This is a genomic window from Streptomyces sp. NPDC097619 (assembly GCF_040302735.1).
In the GTDB taxonomy this organism is placed as follows: domain Bacteria; phylum Actinomycetota; class Actinomycetes; order Streptomycetales; family Streptomycetaceae; genus Streptomyces.
In genome coordinates, this window is sequence record NZ_JBEOSD010000056.1 from 1 (window position 1) to 15,209 (window position 15,209).

Consider the following 15,209-nt stretch of genomic DNA (forward strand, 5'->3'; position numbering starts at 1 on the left):
CCCGCACCAGACCGCTCCCAGCCTCCTTCGAGCCCGCCACGGGAGGCTGTCGACGGCCCCTTCGCGCGCCCGGAGCGCTTGCCCCCACCCACCCCCTTCTTTATAGTCATTACGACTATAAAGAAGGGGGTGGGTCATGGACGGCTACGACAGCCGGGCCTTCGAACCGTTCGCCGTCACCGTGGACCTCGCCGTGTTCACCGTCCGCGCCGGCGCCCTGCACGTCCTCCTGATCCGCCGCGGCCAGGAACCGTACGCGGGGGACTGGGCCCTCCCCGGCGGCTTCCTGCTGCCCCGCGAATCCGCCGAGGACGCCGCCCGCCGCGAACTCGCCGAGGAGACCGGACTCCCCGACGACCTCGTCGCCGGACTCCGCCTCGAACAGCTCCGCACCTACAGCGCGCCCGACCGCGACCCCCGCATGCGCGTGGTCTCCGTGGCCTTCACCGCGCTCGTACCGGACCTCCCCGAGCCCGTCGACACCGGCGGCGGCGACGCCGACCGGGCCCGCTGGACCCCCGTCGGCACCGCCGCCCCCCTCGCCTTCGACCACGCCGCGATCCTCACCGACGCCCGCGACCGCGTCGGCGCCCGCCTCGAGTACAGCTGCCTCGCCACCGCCTTCTGCCCACCCGAATTCACCCTCGGCGAGCTCCAGGCCGTCTACGAGACCGTCTGGGACCGCACCCTCGACCGGCCCAACTTCCGCCGGAAGGTCCTCGCCACCCCCGGCTTCGTCGAGGCCGTCCCCGGCGCGGCCCGCCTCACCGGAGGCCGCGGCAAACCCGCCGCCCTCTACCGCGCCGGACCCGCCACCGCCCTCCACCCGCCGCTGCTCCGACCGGAAGGACGCCCGTGAACCACCAGCCCGCCGCCACCGCCACACCCGCCCCTGTCGTTCGCGGGACCGACGGCCGGACCCCCGCCGCACCGCCCCGCCCCCGCAAACGGCCCGCCACCGGCGCCCTCCTCGGCCTCGCCCTCGGGGACGCCCTCGGCCTCCCCACCGAGTTCGACGACGTCCCCTCGATCCTCGCCACATGCGGACCCTGGCGCGGGATGGACCTCCCCCGCCCCGCCTGGATCACCGACGACACCCAGATGACCCTGGCCCTCGCCCGCGGACTCCGCACCGCCCGGGGCCGCGCCCCCATCGGTCCCGTCCGACTCGCCCGAGCCGTCCGCGAGGAGTTCGTCGACTGGTACCACTCCCCGGACAACAACCGCGCCCCCGGCCGCACCTGCATGACCGCCTGCGCCCTCCTCGACTCCGGCCGCCCCTGGCAGGAGGCGAGCCAGACCGGCTCCAAGGGCTGCGGCGCCAACATGCGCGTCGCCCCCCTCGGCCTCGCCCCCGGCCTGACCCCCGAGGAACAGGCCGGCGCAGCCCAACTCCAATCCGCCCTCACCCACGGCCACCCCACCGCCCTCGCCGCCTCCGACCTCACCGCCCACGCCGTCCGCCTCCTCGCCGAGGGCACCGAGGTCACCGGCCTCGTCGGCCGCCTCCGCTCCTACGCCCTCCGGCAGCGCCGCACCTACCACGAGCGCTGGCTCGGCGACCTGTGGACCCGCACCCCCTCCGACACCGGACCCGAGGAATTCATCGCCCGCGGCTGGGACGACTGCCTCGCCGCCCTCGACCGCCTCACCGCCGCCCTCCGCGACCCCGCCCCCGAACTCGACCCCTGCCTCGCCACCGGAGAGGGCTGGATCGCCGAAGAGGCCCTCGCCACCGCCCTCCACTGCTTCCTGCTCTTCCCCGAAGAACCGCTCCTCGCCCTGCGTCGCGCCGCCTGCACCTCCGGCGACTCCGACTCCATCGCCTGCCTCGCGGGCGCCTTCGCAGGAGCCCACCTCGGCGCCGACGCCTGGCCCGACACCTGGACCGCCCACCTCGAACACCGCACCGAACTCATGGCCTTCGGAGCCCTCTGGGACGCCTGATCCCCTGCCCGCCACCCCGAGCGGCACCCGGGCCCGGTGACACGACCGCCGCGCGCTGCGGGCTACGGGCTTCTCACCCCGACCGCCTCCGATGTCGCTCGACGTTGCTCGGCGCCGGGCCGGCGTCCGGTCAGCCCGCCGTGGCGGGCGGGTCCCAGGAGGCCGCGGACTCCCGCCGGGCCCGCACCAGGAACTCCTCCACCCGCCCCGTGTCCGGCTCCGCGGGCAGCGGTGAACCGGACACGGCCGCCTCCGCCTCCTCGACCAGCCGCCGCATCCGCGCGTCCACCTCCGGCCAGCCCACCTCGCCCCGGCGCACCGCCAACAACCCCTCCCGCTCCGCACCCACCCCGATCTCCAACACCCCGGTGCGCAACAGGTCCCGGCAACTGCCCAGCAGCCGCAACAGGTGCATGGCGTGCTTCCAGCGCGGCGCCCCGTGGTTGCGGACGTCCGCCTCCAACTTCCGCCGCTGCCCCTGCGCGTACCGGACGAAGGTGGTGTGCGCCCGCAGCGACAGGAACGCGCCCCGCAACTCCAGCAGTTCCGCCCCCACCGGGGTGACCCGCTCCACCAGCGGGGAGTGCAGGCACTCCAGGATGTTCGGATTGGCCTGCAGCGCCAGCGCGCAGAACCGCTCCAGCTCCCACGAGAACTGCTCCGGCAGCGGCCCCTCCACGTGCTCCGGCGGCTTCTCGAACCGCCAGTAGAGGGCGGTCGGCGCCAGGTACACCCCGCGCCGGTCGGTGTCACTGTCCTCCGTGGCCAGCCCGAAGGCACGCGACCCCATCACGCACGCGTAGACGGTGTGGTCGCGCACCAACGCCTGCGCCCCGGACCTCGGCTCCCGTTCCATGCGGGGACCCTACGCGGCCGGCCCGGGGAGACCACCGGCATTTACCGCGCGACCCCCGGTGCCCGGCGGCCAAGGCCCGGCGCGGCGGAGCGCCCGAGCGGGGCCGCCACCGGGCCTTGAGCCGAGCCGGAACCGTGACTGAGCCGGGCCGGGGCCTTCCTAAGCGAGGCGGACCTCGCCGCCCGTCACCGTGATCCGCTTCTCCGGCAGCGGGCGCGGGGCCGGCCCGGCGACCACGGCCGCGTCCGCCACCGCGAAGCGGCTGCCGTGACAGGGGCAGTCGATGGTGCCGTTCGCGACCTTCGACACCGTGCACCCGCTGTGCGTGCACACCGCCGAGAACGCCTTGAACTCGCCGGCCACCGGCTGCGTCACCACGATCTTCTGATCCTTGAGCACCGTGCCGCCGCCCACCGGCACCTCCGCCGTCGCCACCAGCGCCTCCCCGCCGGGAGCCGCCGGAGCGGAACTCCCCGCCGCGGGGGAGGAGGGCGCCCCCGAGGAGCCCGCCGAGGAACCCGCGGTCGACGGAGCCGCCGACTCCGGCGCGGCCGAGCCCCCGCCCCCACAGGCCGCCAGCGCGCCACCGGCCACCGCCGCCGCCCCGGCCGCCAACACCGTCCGCCGCGCCGCGCCCGCCGGCCTCGTGAGTCCCGCCGTTCCTGTCGTCCCGCCCGTGTCCGTGTCCGTGTCCGTGTCGGTGGTGTTCCGCATGGCGTTCTCCTCAGCCTCGGGCCGGTCGTGGTTCGCGGCAGCATCCTGACGCGCCCCGGGCCCCATGAGAAGCAGGCGGCCCGGCCGCGTCAGCGACCCGACGGCCGGGACACCAGTTCCCGCGCCGCGCCACCGGGCCCGCGGACCACCTCCCACACCGCCACCACGGCCTCCCGGTCCAAGGGCCCGTACACGTGCGGGTACGGATCCCCGGGCCCGCCCGCCCGCCGGACCTCCGAGGTCAGCGCCGCCTCGTCGAGCTCCAGGACCAGCAGGACCCCCGGCACCTCCCGGTAGTGCGACCCGGCGATCCCCAACACGGTGGCCCGGTCGGCCGAACAGTGCACGAAGCCCTCGGCGGCCAGCGAGGACGGGGCGAACGGGAGCCCGGAAGGAGCGGCCGACCAATCGGCCAGCGGAACGAGATGGAAGATCATGCCCCCGTTCTACCCCCGGCCCGCCCTCCACCGACCACCGACAGCCTCCCCCAGGTGGCGGTACGGGAGGGTTCGGGGGAGATTGTCGGTGTCTTCAGCCGGGCGCCGGCCTTCCCCACCCCCGACCGCGCCCGGTCCTTCCTGCGAAAGGGCACCACCATGGCGGGTAACGACCTCGGCTCCCTCCTCGGCGGCCTCCTCGGCGGCGGCCAGGGCGGCAGCGGCGGCGGAGGCGGCGGGAACATCCTCGGCGCCCTGCTCGGCGCCCTCATGGGCGGGGGCGGCGCCCAGGCCGCCGGCGGCGGAGCGGCCGGCAACAACCCTCTCGGCGGCCTCCTCGACATGCTGACCAAGTCCGGTCTCGTCGACCAGGCCCAGTCCTGGGTCGGCACCGGGGAGAACCAGCCCGTCACCGCCGACCAGATCAAGGAAGCCCTCCCCGACGACGCCCTCCAGAAGGCCGCCGAACAGGCCGGGGTCACCCCCGACCAGGCCGCCGCCGAGATCGCCCAGACCCTCCCGCAGGCCGTCGACAAGCTCTCCCCGCAAGGCGCCCTGCCCTCCGGCTCCCTGGAGGACATCATCCGCCAACAGAACCTCTGACCCCGAGCGCCGCCGACCCGGCGCACCCCGCAGGCCCGGTGCCCGACCCAGGACGGACACCGGGCCCGCGCACGCCCCGCCCCCTCATCCGCCCCGCCCCTCCCTCACCCACCGCCACCCGCCCCGCACCGCGCCGTCCGCCCACCGACCCGCCGCGCCCCGACCCGCCCCACAGGCCCTAGGCTGATCACCCCGGCGGACCGCCGGAGAGGACCGTCACCCGGGCGCCCGCGCCGCCGCGCGCGCCCCACCAAGGAGCGCCCCAGTGAGAACCGCCGTCGTCATCGGAACCGGACTGATCGGCACCTCCGCGGCGCTCGCCCTCGCCGGACGCGGGATCACCGTCCACCTCGCCGACCACGACCCCTCCCAGGCCCGAACCGCCGCCGCCCTCGGAGCCGGCACCGACGAAGCCCCCCAGGGCCCCGTCGACCTCGCCGTGATCGCCGTACCCCCCGCCCACACCGCCGCCACCCTCGCCGACGCCATCACCCGCGGCCTCGCCCGCGGCTACCTCGACGTCGCCAGCGTCAAGGGCGGACCCCGCCGCGAACTCGAAGCCCTCGGCGTCGACCTCGGCGCCTACATCGGCACCCACCCCATGTCCGGCAAGGAACGCTCCGGCCCCCTCGCCGCCACCGCCGACCTCTTCGAGGGCCGCCCCTGGGTCCTCACCCCCACCCGCGACACCGACACCGAGGTCCTCAACCTCGCCCTGGAACTCGTCGCCCTCTGCCGCGCCGTCCCCGTCGTCATGGACGCCGACGCCCACGACCGGGCCGTCGCCCTCGTCTCCCACACCCCCCAGCTGGTCTCCTCCATGGTCGCCGCCCGCCTGGAGGAAGCCGACGAGACCGCCGTCCGCCTCTGCGGCCAGGGCATCCGCGACGTCACCCGGATCGCCGCCTCCGACCCCCGCATGTGGGTGGAGATCCTCTCCGCCAACCCCGGGCCCGTCGCCGACGTCCTCTCCGGCATCGCCGCCGACCTCGACGAGACCGTCCGCGCCCTCCGCTCCCTCCAGTCCGCCGACGAGGACAAGCGCCGGGGAGGCGCCCACGGACTGGAGGACGTCCTCAAGCGAGGCAACGCCGGCCGCGTCCGCGTCCCCGGCAAGCACGGCGCCGCCCCCGCCGTCTACGAGACCGTCGCCGTGTTCATCAGCGACAAGCCCGGTGAACTCGCCCGGATCTTCGCCGACGCCGGCCGCGCCGGAGTCAACGTCGAGGACGTCCGCATCGAACACGCCACCGGCCAGCAGGCGGGCCTCGTCCAGCTCATGGTCGAACCGCGCGCCGTCCCGGCCCTCACCGCCGAGCTCCGCGACCGCGGCTGGTCCCTCCGCCAGTCCTGAACCACCCGCCGGACCCCCGACCGGGGCCCCCACGGGCCCCCACCCCGGCCCCCACGGGCCCCTACCGGCCCCCAACGGCCCCCACCGCGGCCTCCACGGGCCCCCGACCGCGGCCCCCACGGGCCACCGGTCGGGCGGCCCGCCCGGACTCGGTAACCTAGAAGAGGGGCGTTTCTTCGCGCGCCCGTAAACGCCGCGCTCAGCAGAAGGGCCCACCACCGTGGAAACCGCCGTGATCGTCGCCATCGACGGCCCCTCCGGCACCGGGAAGTCCAGCACCTCCAAGGCCGTCGCCGCCAAGCTCGGCCTGCGCTACCTGGACACCGGAGCCCAGTACCGGGCGATCACCTGGTGGATGCTCACCAACGGGGTGGACACCCAGGACCCCCAGGCCATCGCCCTGGCCGCGGCCAAGCCCGTGATCGTCTCCGGTACCGACCCGTCCGCCCCCACCATCACCGTGGACGGCCTCGACGCCTCCGGCCCCATCCGCACCCAGGACGTCACCTCCAAGGTCAGCGCCGTCAGCGCCGTCCCCGAGGTCCGCACCCTCATCACCGAACTCCAGCGGTCCATCGCCGCCGGAGCCGAGGGCGGCATCGTCGTCGAGGGCCGCGACATCGGCACCACCGTCCTCCCCGACGCCGACCTCAAGATCTTCCTCACCGCCTCCGCCGAGGCCCGCGCGGCCCGCCGCAGCGGCGAACTCAAGGGCAAGGAGGCCGCCGACCTGGCCGCCACCAAGGAAGCCCTGATCAAGCGCGACGCCGCCGACTCCGGCCGCAAGACCTCCCCCCTCGCCAAGGCCGACGACGCCGTCGAGGTCGACACCACCGACCTCACCCTCGACCAGGTCATCGAATGCGTGGTCACCCTCGTCGAGGAGCGGCGGGCGGAGAAGCAGGCCGCCGCGTGAGCACAGCGCCCTCCCTCCAGGGGGCGGCGGTCGGACGGCGCATCGGCATCGGCCTGATGTACGGCCTCTGGCGCCCCCGGGTGCTCGGCTCCTGGAAGGTACCGGCCACCGGACCGGTCATCCTCGCCGTCAACCACTCCCACAACATCGACGGCCCCATGCTCATGGGCACCGCGCCCCGACCCGTCCACTTCCTGATCAAGCAGGAAGCGTTCATCGGACCGCTCGGCCCCTTCCTGGAGGGCATCGGACAGGTCAAGGTCGACCGCTCCGGCACCGACCGCACCGCCGTCACCCGCGCCCTCGCCGTCCTGGAGGACGGCGGGGCCCTCGGCATCTTCCCCGAGGGCACCCGCGGCGAAGGCGACTTCGCCGCCCTCCGTGCCGGACTCGCCTACTTCGCGGTCCGCTCCGGAGCCCCCGTCGTCCCGGTGGCCGTGCTCGGCAGCACCGACCGCCGCGGCCGCGTCGTCAAGGCCCTGCCGCCCCTCAAGGGACGCGTCGACGTCGTCTTCGGCGACCCCTTCACCGCGGGCGACGGCACCGGCCGACGCACCCGCACGGCCCTCGACGAGGCCACCGTACGCATCCAGAAGCGGCTCACCGCCCACCTGGACCACGCCAAGCGGCTCACCGGCCGCTAGGCCAGACTGAACGAGTAGTGGGCCCGCCCGCGGGTGCCACCGACCACCACGAACGACGAGGAACGGACTTCATGAACGACCAGCACGACCACGGAGCACTCGGCGACGCCGAGTACGCGGAGTTCATGGAGCTCGCCGCGGAAGAGGGCTTCGACCTGGAGGACGTCGAGGACGCCCTCGGCGAGGCCGGACACGGCCCGCTGCCCGTCCTCGCCATCGTCGGCCGCCCCAACGTCGGCAAGTCGACCCTGGTCAACCGCATCATCGGCCGCCGCGAAGCCGTCGTCGAGGACAAGCCCGGCGTCACCCGCGACCGCGTCACCTACGAAGCCGAATGGGCCGGCCGCCGCTTCAAGGTCGTCGACACCGGCGGCTGGGAGCAGGACGTCCTCGGCATCGACGCCTCCGTCGCCACCCAGGCCGAATACGCCATCGAGGCCGCCGACGCCGTCGTCTTCGTCGTCGACGCCACCGTCGGCGCCACCGACACCGACGAGGCCGTCGTCCGCCTCCTCCGCCGCGCCGGCAAGCCCGTGGTCCTCGCCGCCAACAAGGTCGACGGCCAGTCCGGCGAAGCCGACGCCGCCATGCTCTGGTCCCTCGGCCTGGGCGAGCCCCACCCCGTCTCCGCCCTCCACGGCCGCGGCACCGGCGACCTCCTCGACCGCGTCCTCGACGCCCTCCCCGAGGCCCCCGCCCAGACCTTCGGCGGCAACGCCCCCGGCGGCCCCCGCCGCATCGCCCTCATCGGCCGCCCCAACGTCGGCAAGTCCTCCCTGCTCAACAAGGTGGCCCGCGAAGAGCGCGTCGTCGTCAACGAGCTCGCCGGCACCACCCGCGACCCCGTCGACGAACTCATCGAGCTCGGCGGCGTCACCTGGAAGTTCGTCGACACCGCCGGCATCCGCAAGAAGGTCCACCTGCAGAGCGGCGCCGACTACTACGCCTCCCTGCGCACCGCGGCCGCCGTGGAGAAGGCGGAGGTGGCGGTCATCCTGATCGACACCACCGAGAACATCAGCGTCCAGGACCAGCGCATCATCACCATGGCCGTCGAGGCCGGCCGCGCCATCGTCATCGCCTACAACAAGTGGGACGAGCTCGACGAGGAGCGCCGCTACTACCTGGAGCGCGAGATCGAGACCGAGATGCAGCAGGTGGCCTGGGCCCCGCGCGTCAACGTCTCCGCGAAGACCGGCCGCCACATGGAGAAGCTGGTCCCGGCCATCGAGACCGCGCTGGAGGGCTGGGAGACCCGGGTCCCCACCGGCCGCCTCAACGCCTTCCTCGGCGAGATCGTCGCCGCGCACCCGCACCCGATCCGCGGCGGCAAGCAGCCCCGCATCCTGTTCGGCACCCAGGCGGGCACCAAGCCCCCGCGGTTCGTGCTGTTCGCCTCGGGCTTCCTGGAGCACGGCTACCGCCGCTTCGTCGAACGCCGCCTCCGCGAGGAGTTCGGCTTCGAGGGCACCCCCATCCACATCTCGGTGCGCGTCCGCGAGAAGCGCAGCAAGAAGAAGTGACGCGGTGCCCCTGTGACGCGGTACCCGCATGACGCGGTGACGCGGTAGCGGGGGAGTGTGGAGAGCGGGGCGGGCCGGGCGCGAGACGAGCGCCCGGCCCGCCCCGCTCTGTGCGTACGTGACACTGTGGTGTCACGCGTGAGGCTGCGGTGTCACGCGTGAGGCTGCAATGTCACCTGTCGGATTGCCACGTCACAGGTCCCACCAACTGCCGTGCCGTCGACCCGCCCCGCCCGCTCGCCCGGTGACGCCTGCCGCCCGTCCGCCTACCCGTCGACCCGCCCGCCGACCCGTCCGTCAGTACCCTCGGCGCGGGGCCGGCGGAAGCGCCGCGGGAAGCTGATTCCCCGGGTACGGCCGCCCGCCCGTGTAGGCCGCCGCCGCGTACCCCGGGCCGCCCGGTACCGGCCCACCGGTCCCGGCCGGCCCCACCGGGCCCAACTGCCCGGGATGGCCCGCGTACGCCGGACGCGGCTCGGGGACGGGCGCCCATGGTTCCGGCACCGGTGCCGTCCCCCAGTTCCCGGTGGGCTGCCACACGCCGGTCTGCCACCCCGCGGAGTTCCAGCCACCGGGGGCGCCCCCGGCCCCCGCCACGGCGGGCAGACCGCCCGAGGCCCCGCCGTAGCCGCCACCGGCGAAGGACCCCGCCTGCGGACCGCCGCCGTAGCCACCGCCCGTGTAGGGGGCCACGGCGGTCCCGTACGCGCCGCCGCGGCCACCGTCCGCCGGGCCGCCGTGGCCGAAGGCCGTGAACCCCAGGTCCTCCTCGCCGGACCGGTCCCCGGGCAGGGCCCGGAAGGACCGCAGGTACTCCCCGTACAGGGCGTCGAAGATCGGCGTGGGCGACGCCTCCGGCACCTCACGTTCCCAGACCGGCCGGACCGGCGGGTGCGGGCTCTGGAAGGAGCCGGTGAAGTGCGGGGGGAGCGGCTGCGGGCGCGGAGCGTCGTATGCGTGCACGTACCTGCAACGAACGCCGCCCCCGACGGATGCGGGGGCGGCGGCGGAAACGCAGAGCGCCGGGGGCGGCCGGGAGAGCTCCCGATCACCCCCGGCGCATGCCGGGCCGGAGCGGCCGGACGGGGCCGGCCGGTCCGGTCAGGTACCGGCGAGGGGCATCGCCCCGGCGACCAGCAGCCCGTTGGCGGCGGCCTTGTCCAGGGCGTCGCGCAGCAGGTCCTCGCGCGGCTGCTGGCCGATGGAACCGGCGGGGGCCGCGAACACCAGCACCCGCTGGGTGCGGTTCACGGCGGCCCGCCAGCCGTCGGTGACGGGCAGCGCCTGGTGGGCCTGCCACCAGGCCACCGGCTTGCCACCGGTCGGACCCGGCTGGAGGATCGCGTGGAGCTGGCCCACGGCGAGCAGCACGGACCACCCGGACAGCCCGGACGGCACGGAGTCCAGCTGGCTGACCGGGATGAAGCCCTGCTCGATCAGCAGCGGCAGGAAGTCGTCGCCGGGGCCGTCGCTGCCCGGACGGGCGATGGGGGCGGTCGGCTCCACGACCAGCGCCGGGTGCAGGTCCCCCTCGATCAACACGAGCCCGCTGGTGATCCCCAGGACGGCCTGCCCGCCCGGCACCGCCTGCGGGGCGTCGGGGGCGGGGGCGGGCGGCGCGGCGGGCGCGGGCACCTCACCGGTGATGCTGGCCACGGCACCCTGCAGCTGGTCCTCGGAGACCGCCACCACCTGGGAGGGGATGCAGGTGGCGTGGGCGAAGGCGAGCACGGCGGTCTCGTCGCCGACGAACAGCACCGTGCTGGTCGCCTCCCGCTCGGAGTCGCCCGGGGTGCGGCAGGAGGTGCAGTCGTAGCTGCCGGGCGCGGTCTCGCCGGAGAGCAGCAGCTCGGCTTCTTCGTCGCCGATCTCGGCGCGTACGTCAGGGCTGACGTCGAGCATGCGCGGCACGGGGTGACTCCTCGGACTAGGCGGGTGTACGCGGCCGAGGGGTTCCCGGCTCTGCGGGGCTCAACGGGGGATCCGCGGCCGGGGTCACGCACGGTTTGCCGCGGGTTTGCCGCGGACCCGCGCGACACCCGCCCCGGGCCGTCCGGGCCAAGCGGTGTCGCCCGCACGGGTGGGGCGCGTACCGACCTCGCGCGCCCCCGAGAGCGCGGCCCGGGACGGCCCCTAACGTGGCCCGATGGCTCAGTTCCGGCTACGGCCGTCCGCGACGCTCGCCGCCGCCCTGACGGCCGTCCTGGTCGCCGCCCCGGGGAACGCCACCCCGGCCGCCGCCTCCCCGCCCCCCGCCCCCGCCCTTCCCCTCTCCTCCCTCCCCCTTCCTGCTCCCGCCTCCCTCGCGCCTCCCCCCGCACCCGCGGCCCTCCCCGGTGCCGCGCCCGGGAGCCCGGGCGCGGCACGCCACGGGATGCCGGACACCGGCCCCCGCGGCCGTGGCCGGGACTGCGGCCCCGGCGGGCAGTGGCCCTGGGACTGCGTGGCCGACTGCGAGTCCGGGCGCCGCTGGCAGGTGGACACGGGCAACGGCTTCTACGGCGGGCTCCAGTTCTGGCAGCCGACCTGGGAGCGGTTCGGCGGCCTCCGGTTCGCCGCGCGGGCCCACCTCGCGACCCGTGAGCAGCAGATCCGGGTGGCCGAGGACGTCCTCGCCGGTCAGGGCTGGTCGGCCTGGCCGACCTGCTCACGGCGGTACGGGCTCTCCGGTCGGGCCCACGTGGTCCGGGCCGGGGACACCCTGACGGCACTGGCCCGCACCTACCGCATCAAGGGTGGCTGGCAGGCCCTCTACCGCCTCAACGCCGAACTGATCGGCCCGTCCCCGGGTGTCCTGGCCCTCGGCGCCATGCTGGCCCTGCCCAAGGACGCCGCCGTCCCCCCGCCCCCTCCCTCCTCCCCGCCCCCTCCGCCCTCCCCTTCCACCCCCGCGCCCGCGCCCACGCCCGTGCCCGCACCGGCTCCCACCGGCACCCCGCCCCCCTCCTCCTCCCCGCCGTCGCAGTCGCCGTCGCCACCGGCCCCCGGTGGTCCGTCGCCCGCTGCCCCGGCCGCCGCCTCCGCCGCACCCGTCGTGGGGCCATCCTCCGCCTGACCCCGGGTGTGCCCGGCGCCTCTGTGTCTCGGTGCCTCGGCGCACCGCCGCCCTGGGCGCCCCTCCTGCGTCCGCCCGGCCCCGTGCGCCCTGACCGGCGACCGGCTGATCGCTGCGCTGTCCCGCCGTCCGGGGGCTCGGCATCGCCTCTTCGTGCTCCTCCTCTCCGTGGTCCTCGTCGTTCGTCGTTCGTCGTGTCCGTTCCCGGGGATCGTTGACGACCGTCCGCTCATCCGGGCAGGGCCGGGCTCCCTGTGGTCGGGTGGGCGCCGGCAGACTCTGCGGCATGCTCGACACCTCCGCGCGTCTGCTGCGTCTGCTGTCCTTTCTCCAGGCCCGTCGGGAGTGGACGGGCGCCGAGTTGGCCGAACGGCTGGGGGTGACCCCCCGCACGGTCCGGCGGGACGTGGACCGGTTGCGGGAGTTGGGGTATCCGGTCAACGCCAGTCCCGGGACCGGGGGCGGCTACCAGTTGGGGGCGGGGGCGGAGCTGCCGCCGTTGCTGCTCGACGACGACGAGGCGGTGGCGGTCGCGGTGGGGCTGCGGACGGCGGCCGGGCAGGGCGTCGAGGGCATCGGTGAGGCGTCGGTGCGGGCGCTCGCCAAGTTGGAGCAGGTCCTCCCGGGGCGGCTGCGGAGGCGGGTCGCGGCTCTGAACGCCTTCACGGTGCCGCTGTTGAGGGGCCGTCGGCAGAGCACGGTGGACCCGGGCGTGCTCACCGAGCTGGCGGCCGTCTGTCGGGACGCCGAGCGGCTCCGCTTCGACTACCGGGACCACGAGGGCCGGGCCACCCGCCGGACGGTGGAACCCCATCGCCTGGTGTGCACCGAGCACCGCTGGTACCTGGTGGCCTGGGACGTGGAGCGGGCGGACTGGCGGACCTTCCGGGCCGACCGGATCGAGCCCCGGCCCCCGCACGGGCCGCGGTTCGCCCCGCGCACCCCGCCCGCCGAGGACCTCGCCGGTTACGTGTCCCGGGGCATCTCCCAGCACGCCTACGCCGCCCGGGCCGTGGTCCGCCTCGCCGTGTCCGCGGAGGAGGCCGCCCGCACCGTGGGGCCCGCGGACGGGGTCCTGGAGCCGTTGGACGAGCACTCCTGTCTGCTGCGCACCGGGGCGGTCAGCATGGACGTGCTCGTCATCCACCTGATGCTGCTCTGGGAGGAGTTCGAGGTGGTGGAGCCGCCGGAGCTGACCGAGCGGATCGCGGCGGCCCGGGACCTGTTGGGGCGGGCGGTCGAGCGCTCCCGGCGGGAAACGGAATCCGAAATCTGAACATGACCATGCCAGTGGTTCGGATTCCGGTGAGTGGTGGGGTCGAACGCGCGGGTGTCCGGCCCCGCTCCCGGTGAAACTCGGCGGTGCGTTCGCACCTTCGGTGAACGGATGTTCGGCCTTGCGATCGCGCGTGCGGGGCGCCCCTTGGGGAGGGGGCGTCGGCGTCGCCGGAGGGGTGGGGTGCGGTCGGGGGATGCTGTGAAGGAATGGTGCGATTCTCATGGTCCGTCAGTTCCCCGGGGTGGACGGGGCGATGCAATTACCCGGCAATTCCAGGGGTGCGTCAGGGAATTCCCCTAGGGCGGGAATGGCGGTCCGTGAATAAGCCCCGGAGGCGATCCGGAAGGGCGAGGCATCCGTGTCCGTACGGAATGGCGACGGTCGAAGGGTTGTCGACGTTCCGTGACCCAAGCGTGACCAGGCCGGGCGTGGCGGGCGGGGGAGAGTCGGTGGGGGAGCGGTCTTCCGGGGCGGCGGCGGACCGGGGGGAGCTCCCGTCGGCGGGCCGGTGTCGGCTCCCGCCGCCCGCGCCCGGAGGGCCGTCCGGGGCCGGGGCGCACCTCCCGTGTCGCGTTCCGCGCCCCGTGAGGTGTGCCCCGTGCCCCCCAAGCCCCGTGCGTGTCGCCCGCCCCTCGGGCCGCGTCGCGGAGGACCCCGTACCTCCCCGCCCGCACGCCTGACACCTGACCCCCGCCGCCCGCCTCCTCCCTCCGCCCCCCCACGCACTCGCGCCGCGGCCCGGAGGTCGGGTCGCGGCGCGAGTGGCGTGCGGTGTCGTGGGGCGCGGGCGGGGGTGCGTACCGTCCCGCGCTCCGGGTCAGCTGCCCGTGACCGGGCGGGCCGCGGCGCTGCGGCCGGGGCGTTCCGTGTGGGCGTGGGCCGGGCGGCGGCTGCCCGCCGGGGTGAGCGGGGTGCGCTCGGAGCGGATCAGGTGCGGGCGGGCGGCGAGGTGGCCGGGCGTGCGGGCGGGGCCGCGGCCCGTGGCCAGGCCCGCGGCGTGCAGGGCCTCCTCCTCGGGGCCGGCCGCGACCCTTTCCACGAACACCTTGGCGCGGGTGGCGAAGGGGCGTACCGGGGCCAGGGCGGGGGCTCCGGCGCCGGCGCGACGGGCCCGCACCAGCTCGCGGAGCTCGAAGACGAACGCCTCCACGCGGGCGATCAGCGGCTCGAACCAGGGCAGGGCCAGCAGGATCAGCAGGCCGGCCGCCCAGCCCAGCAGGACGTCGCTGACCCAGTGGGTGCCCAGGTAGACGGTGGTGGCGCCGACGCTCAGGGCCACGACCGCCGAGAGCACGGACAGGTTGCGGCGGGTGCGCACGGTGGAGGCCAGGTACGCCAGGATGCCCCAGGTCACGACGGCGTTGGCGGTGTGGCCGGAGGGGAATATATCCCCGCCCGCGAACAGCTCGGCCGAGCCGATCGTGGTGGCGTAGTGCGGGCCGAGCCGGCCGAGGCCGAGCTTGACGGCGCCCACGGTCACGTTCAGGAGCAGCAGGGCCACGCCGAGGGTGATCAGCGGGCGCAGGGTGTGCTGCCGCCAGGACCGCCAGCCCAGCCAGGCCGCGACCATCACGGCCGTGGGGCCGCGCTGACCGAGGACGACCAGGTAGTCCAGGAAGGCGTGCAGCTCGGGCCACTGCTCGTACGGGCGCCAGAACATCACCTGCCAGTCCAGGCGGACCAGCCAGGACGTGGTCAGCACCGCCACGATGATCGCCAGGTAGAAGGCGAGGGTGGCGGAGAAGAGCACGACACGGTGCCGGCTCATCCGCGGTACCTGCAGATGAGCCGGGCGTTCGGCTTCCCGGTCCAGGCGGGCGAAGACCCGCTCCAGACGGGTGAAGATTAGATCGGTACGCACGTCAATCGACGTTACCGCGC

16 protein-coding genes are annotated in these 15,209 nt (G+C 75.2%); 10 read left to right on the forward strand and 6 right to left on the reverse strand.

Annotated elements, in window-relative coordinates:
* Positions 1-136 precede the first annotated feature (136 nt).
* Together ABTZ17_RS17295 and ABTZ17_RS17300 are read left to right on the forward strand one after the other, a co-directional pair.
* Positions 137-859 (forward strand): NUDIX hydrolase, encoded by a 723-nt coding sequence (locus ABTZ17_RS17295; RefSeq protein WP_352196472.1) that lies wholly within the window; start codon positions 137-139, stop codon positions 857-859.
* Positions 856-1,947, forward strand: coding sequence for an ADP-ribosylglycohydrolase family protein (locus ABTZ17_RS17300; protein ID WP_352196473.1), 1,092 nt, complete (start codon positions 856-858; stop codon positions 1,945-1,947). Before ABTZ17_RS17295 ends, ABTZ17_RS17300 begins: the two co-directional genes overlap by 4 nt.
* A gap of 130 nt (positions 1,948-2,077) precedes the next feature.
* Here the strand turns inward: ABTZ17_RS17300 and ABTZ17_RS17305 are convergent, their stop codons facing one another.
* Together ABTZ17_RS17305 and ABTZ17_RS17310 are read right to left on the reverse strand one after the other, a co-directional pair.
* Entirely contained in the window at positions 2,078-2,803 is a 726-nt protein-coding gene (locus ABTZ17_RS17305) for a nucleotidyltransferase domain-containing protein (protein ID WP_352196474.1), read from the reverse strand.
* Between the two features lie 159 nt (positions 2,804-2,962).
* Entirely contained in the window at positions 2,963-3,181 is a 219-nt protein-coding gene (locus ABTZ17_RS17310) for a QcrA and Rieske domain-containing protein (protein WP_352196475.1), read from the reverse strand.
* A gap of 13 nt (positions 3,182-3,194) precedes the next feature.
* On the opposite strand from ABTZ17_RS17310, the gene ABTZ17_RS17315 reads away from it, so the two are divergent.
* A complete protein-coding gene (locus tag ABTZ17_RS17315) occupies positions 3,195-3,566 on the forward strand; it encodes a hypothetical protein (RefSeq protein WP_352196476.1) in 372 nt (123 codons plus the stop codon).
* 40 nt (positions 3,567-3,606) lie between these two features.
* On the opposite strand, the gene ABTZ17_RS17320 is transcribed toward ABTZ17_RS17315, so the two are convergent.
* A complete protein-coding gene (locus ABTZ17_RS17320) occupies positions 3,607-3,954 on the reverse strand; it encodes a DUF952 domain-containing protein (protein ID WP_352196477.1) in 348 nt (115 codons plus the stop codon).
* A gap of 159 nt (positions 3,955-4,113) precedes the next feature.
* On the opposite strand from ABTZ17_RS17320, the gene ABTZ17_RS17325 reads away from it, so the two are divergent.
* The 5 genes from ABTZ17_RS17325 (at position 4,114) to der (ending at position 8,994) form a co-directional block, all read left to right on the forward strand.
* Positions 4,114-4,557: a YidB family protein gene (locus tag ABTZ17_RS17325; RefSeq protein WP_352196478.1), complete on the forward strand. Its 444-nt coding sequence runs from the start codon at positions 4,114-4,116 to the stop codon at positions 4,555-4,557.
* A 265-nt stretch (positions 4,558-4,822) separates the two neighbouring features.
* Positions 4,823-5,911: a prephenate dehydrogenase gene (locus ABTZ17_RS17330; RefSeq protein ID WP_352196479.1), complete on the forward strand. Its 1,089-nt coding sequence runs from the start codon at positions 4,823-4,825 to the stop codon at positions 5,909-5,911.
* 220 nt (positions 5,912-6,131) lie between these two features.
* Positions 6,132-6,827 (forward strand): (d)CMP kinase, encoded by a 696-nt coding sequence (gene cmk / locus ABTZ17_RS17335; protein WP_352196480.1) that lies wholly within the window; start codon positions 6,132-6,134, stop codon positions 6,825-6,827.
* A complete protein-coding gene (locus tag ABTZ17_RS17340; RefSeq protein WP_352196481.1) occupies positions 6,773-7,471 on the forward strand; it encodes a lysophospholipid acyltransferase family protein in 699 nt (232 codons plus the stop codon). Before cmk ends, ABTZ17_RS17340 begins: the two co-directional genes overlap by 55 nt.
* A gap of 71 nt (positions 7,472-7,542) precedes the next feature.
* Positions 7,543-8,994 carry a ribosome biogenesis GTPase Der gene (gene der, locus ABTZ17_RS17345; RefSeq protein WP_352196482.1) on the forward strand — a complete coding sequence of 484 codons (1,452 nt, stop codon included), beginning with the start codon at positions 7,543-7,545 and terminating at the stop codon, positions 8,992-8,994.
* A 297-nt stretch (positions 8,995-9,291) separates the two neighbouring features.
* On the opposite strand, the gene ABTZ17_RS36935 is transcribed toward der, so the two are convergent.
* A complete protein-coding gene (locus ABTZ17_RS36935) occupies positions 9,292-9,957 on the reverse strand; it encodes a hypothetical protein (RefSeq protein WP_502994715.1) in 666 nt (221 codons plus the stop codon).
* A gap of 138 nt (positions 9,958-10,095) precedes the next feature.
* A complete protein-coding gene (locus ABTZ17_RS17355; protein WP_502994716.1) occupies positions 10,096-10,905 on the reverse strand; it encodes a DUF8842 C-terminal domain-containing protein in 810 nt (269 codons plus the stop codon).
* A gap of 235 nt (positions 10,906-11,140) precedes the next feature.
* Here ABTZ17_RS17355 and ABTZ17_RS17360 point away from each other — a divergent pair, with 235 nt between their 5' ends.
* Together ABTZ17_RS17360 and ABTZ17_RS17365 are read left to right on the forward strand one after the other, a co-directional pair.
* Entirely contained in the window at positions 11,141-12,049 is a 909-nt protein-coding gene (locus ABTZ17_RS17360) for a LysM peptidoglycan-binding domain-containing protein (RefSeq protein ID WP_352196483.1), read from the forward strand.
* A gap of 286 nt (positions 12,050-12,335) precedes the next feature.
* The gene (locus ABTZ17_RS17365; RefSeq protein WP_352196484.1) at positions 12,336-13,325 is read left to right on the forward strand and encodes a helix-turn-helix transcriptional regulator; all 990 of its coding nucleotides are present in this window, start codon (positions 12,336-12,338) and stop codon (positions 13,323-13,325) included.
* Positions 13,326-14,145: 820 nt separating this feature from the next.
* On the opposite strand, the gene ABTZ17_RS17370 is transcribed toward ABTZ17_RS17365, so the two are convergent.
* Positions 14,146-15,189: a phosphatase PAP2 family protein gene (locus ABTZ17_RS17370; protein WP_352196485.1), complete on the reverse strand. Its 1,044-nt coding sequence runs from the start codon at positions 15,187-15,189 to the stop codon at positions 14,146-14,148.
* Positions 15,190-15,209: the final 20 nt, after the last annotated feature.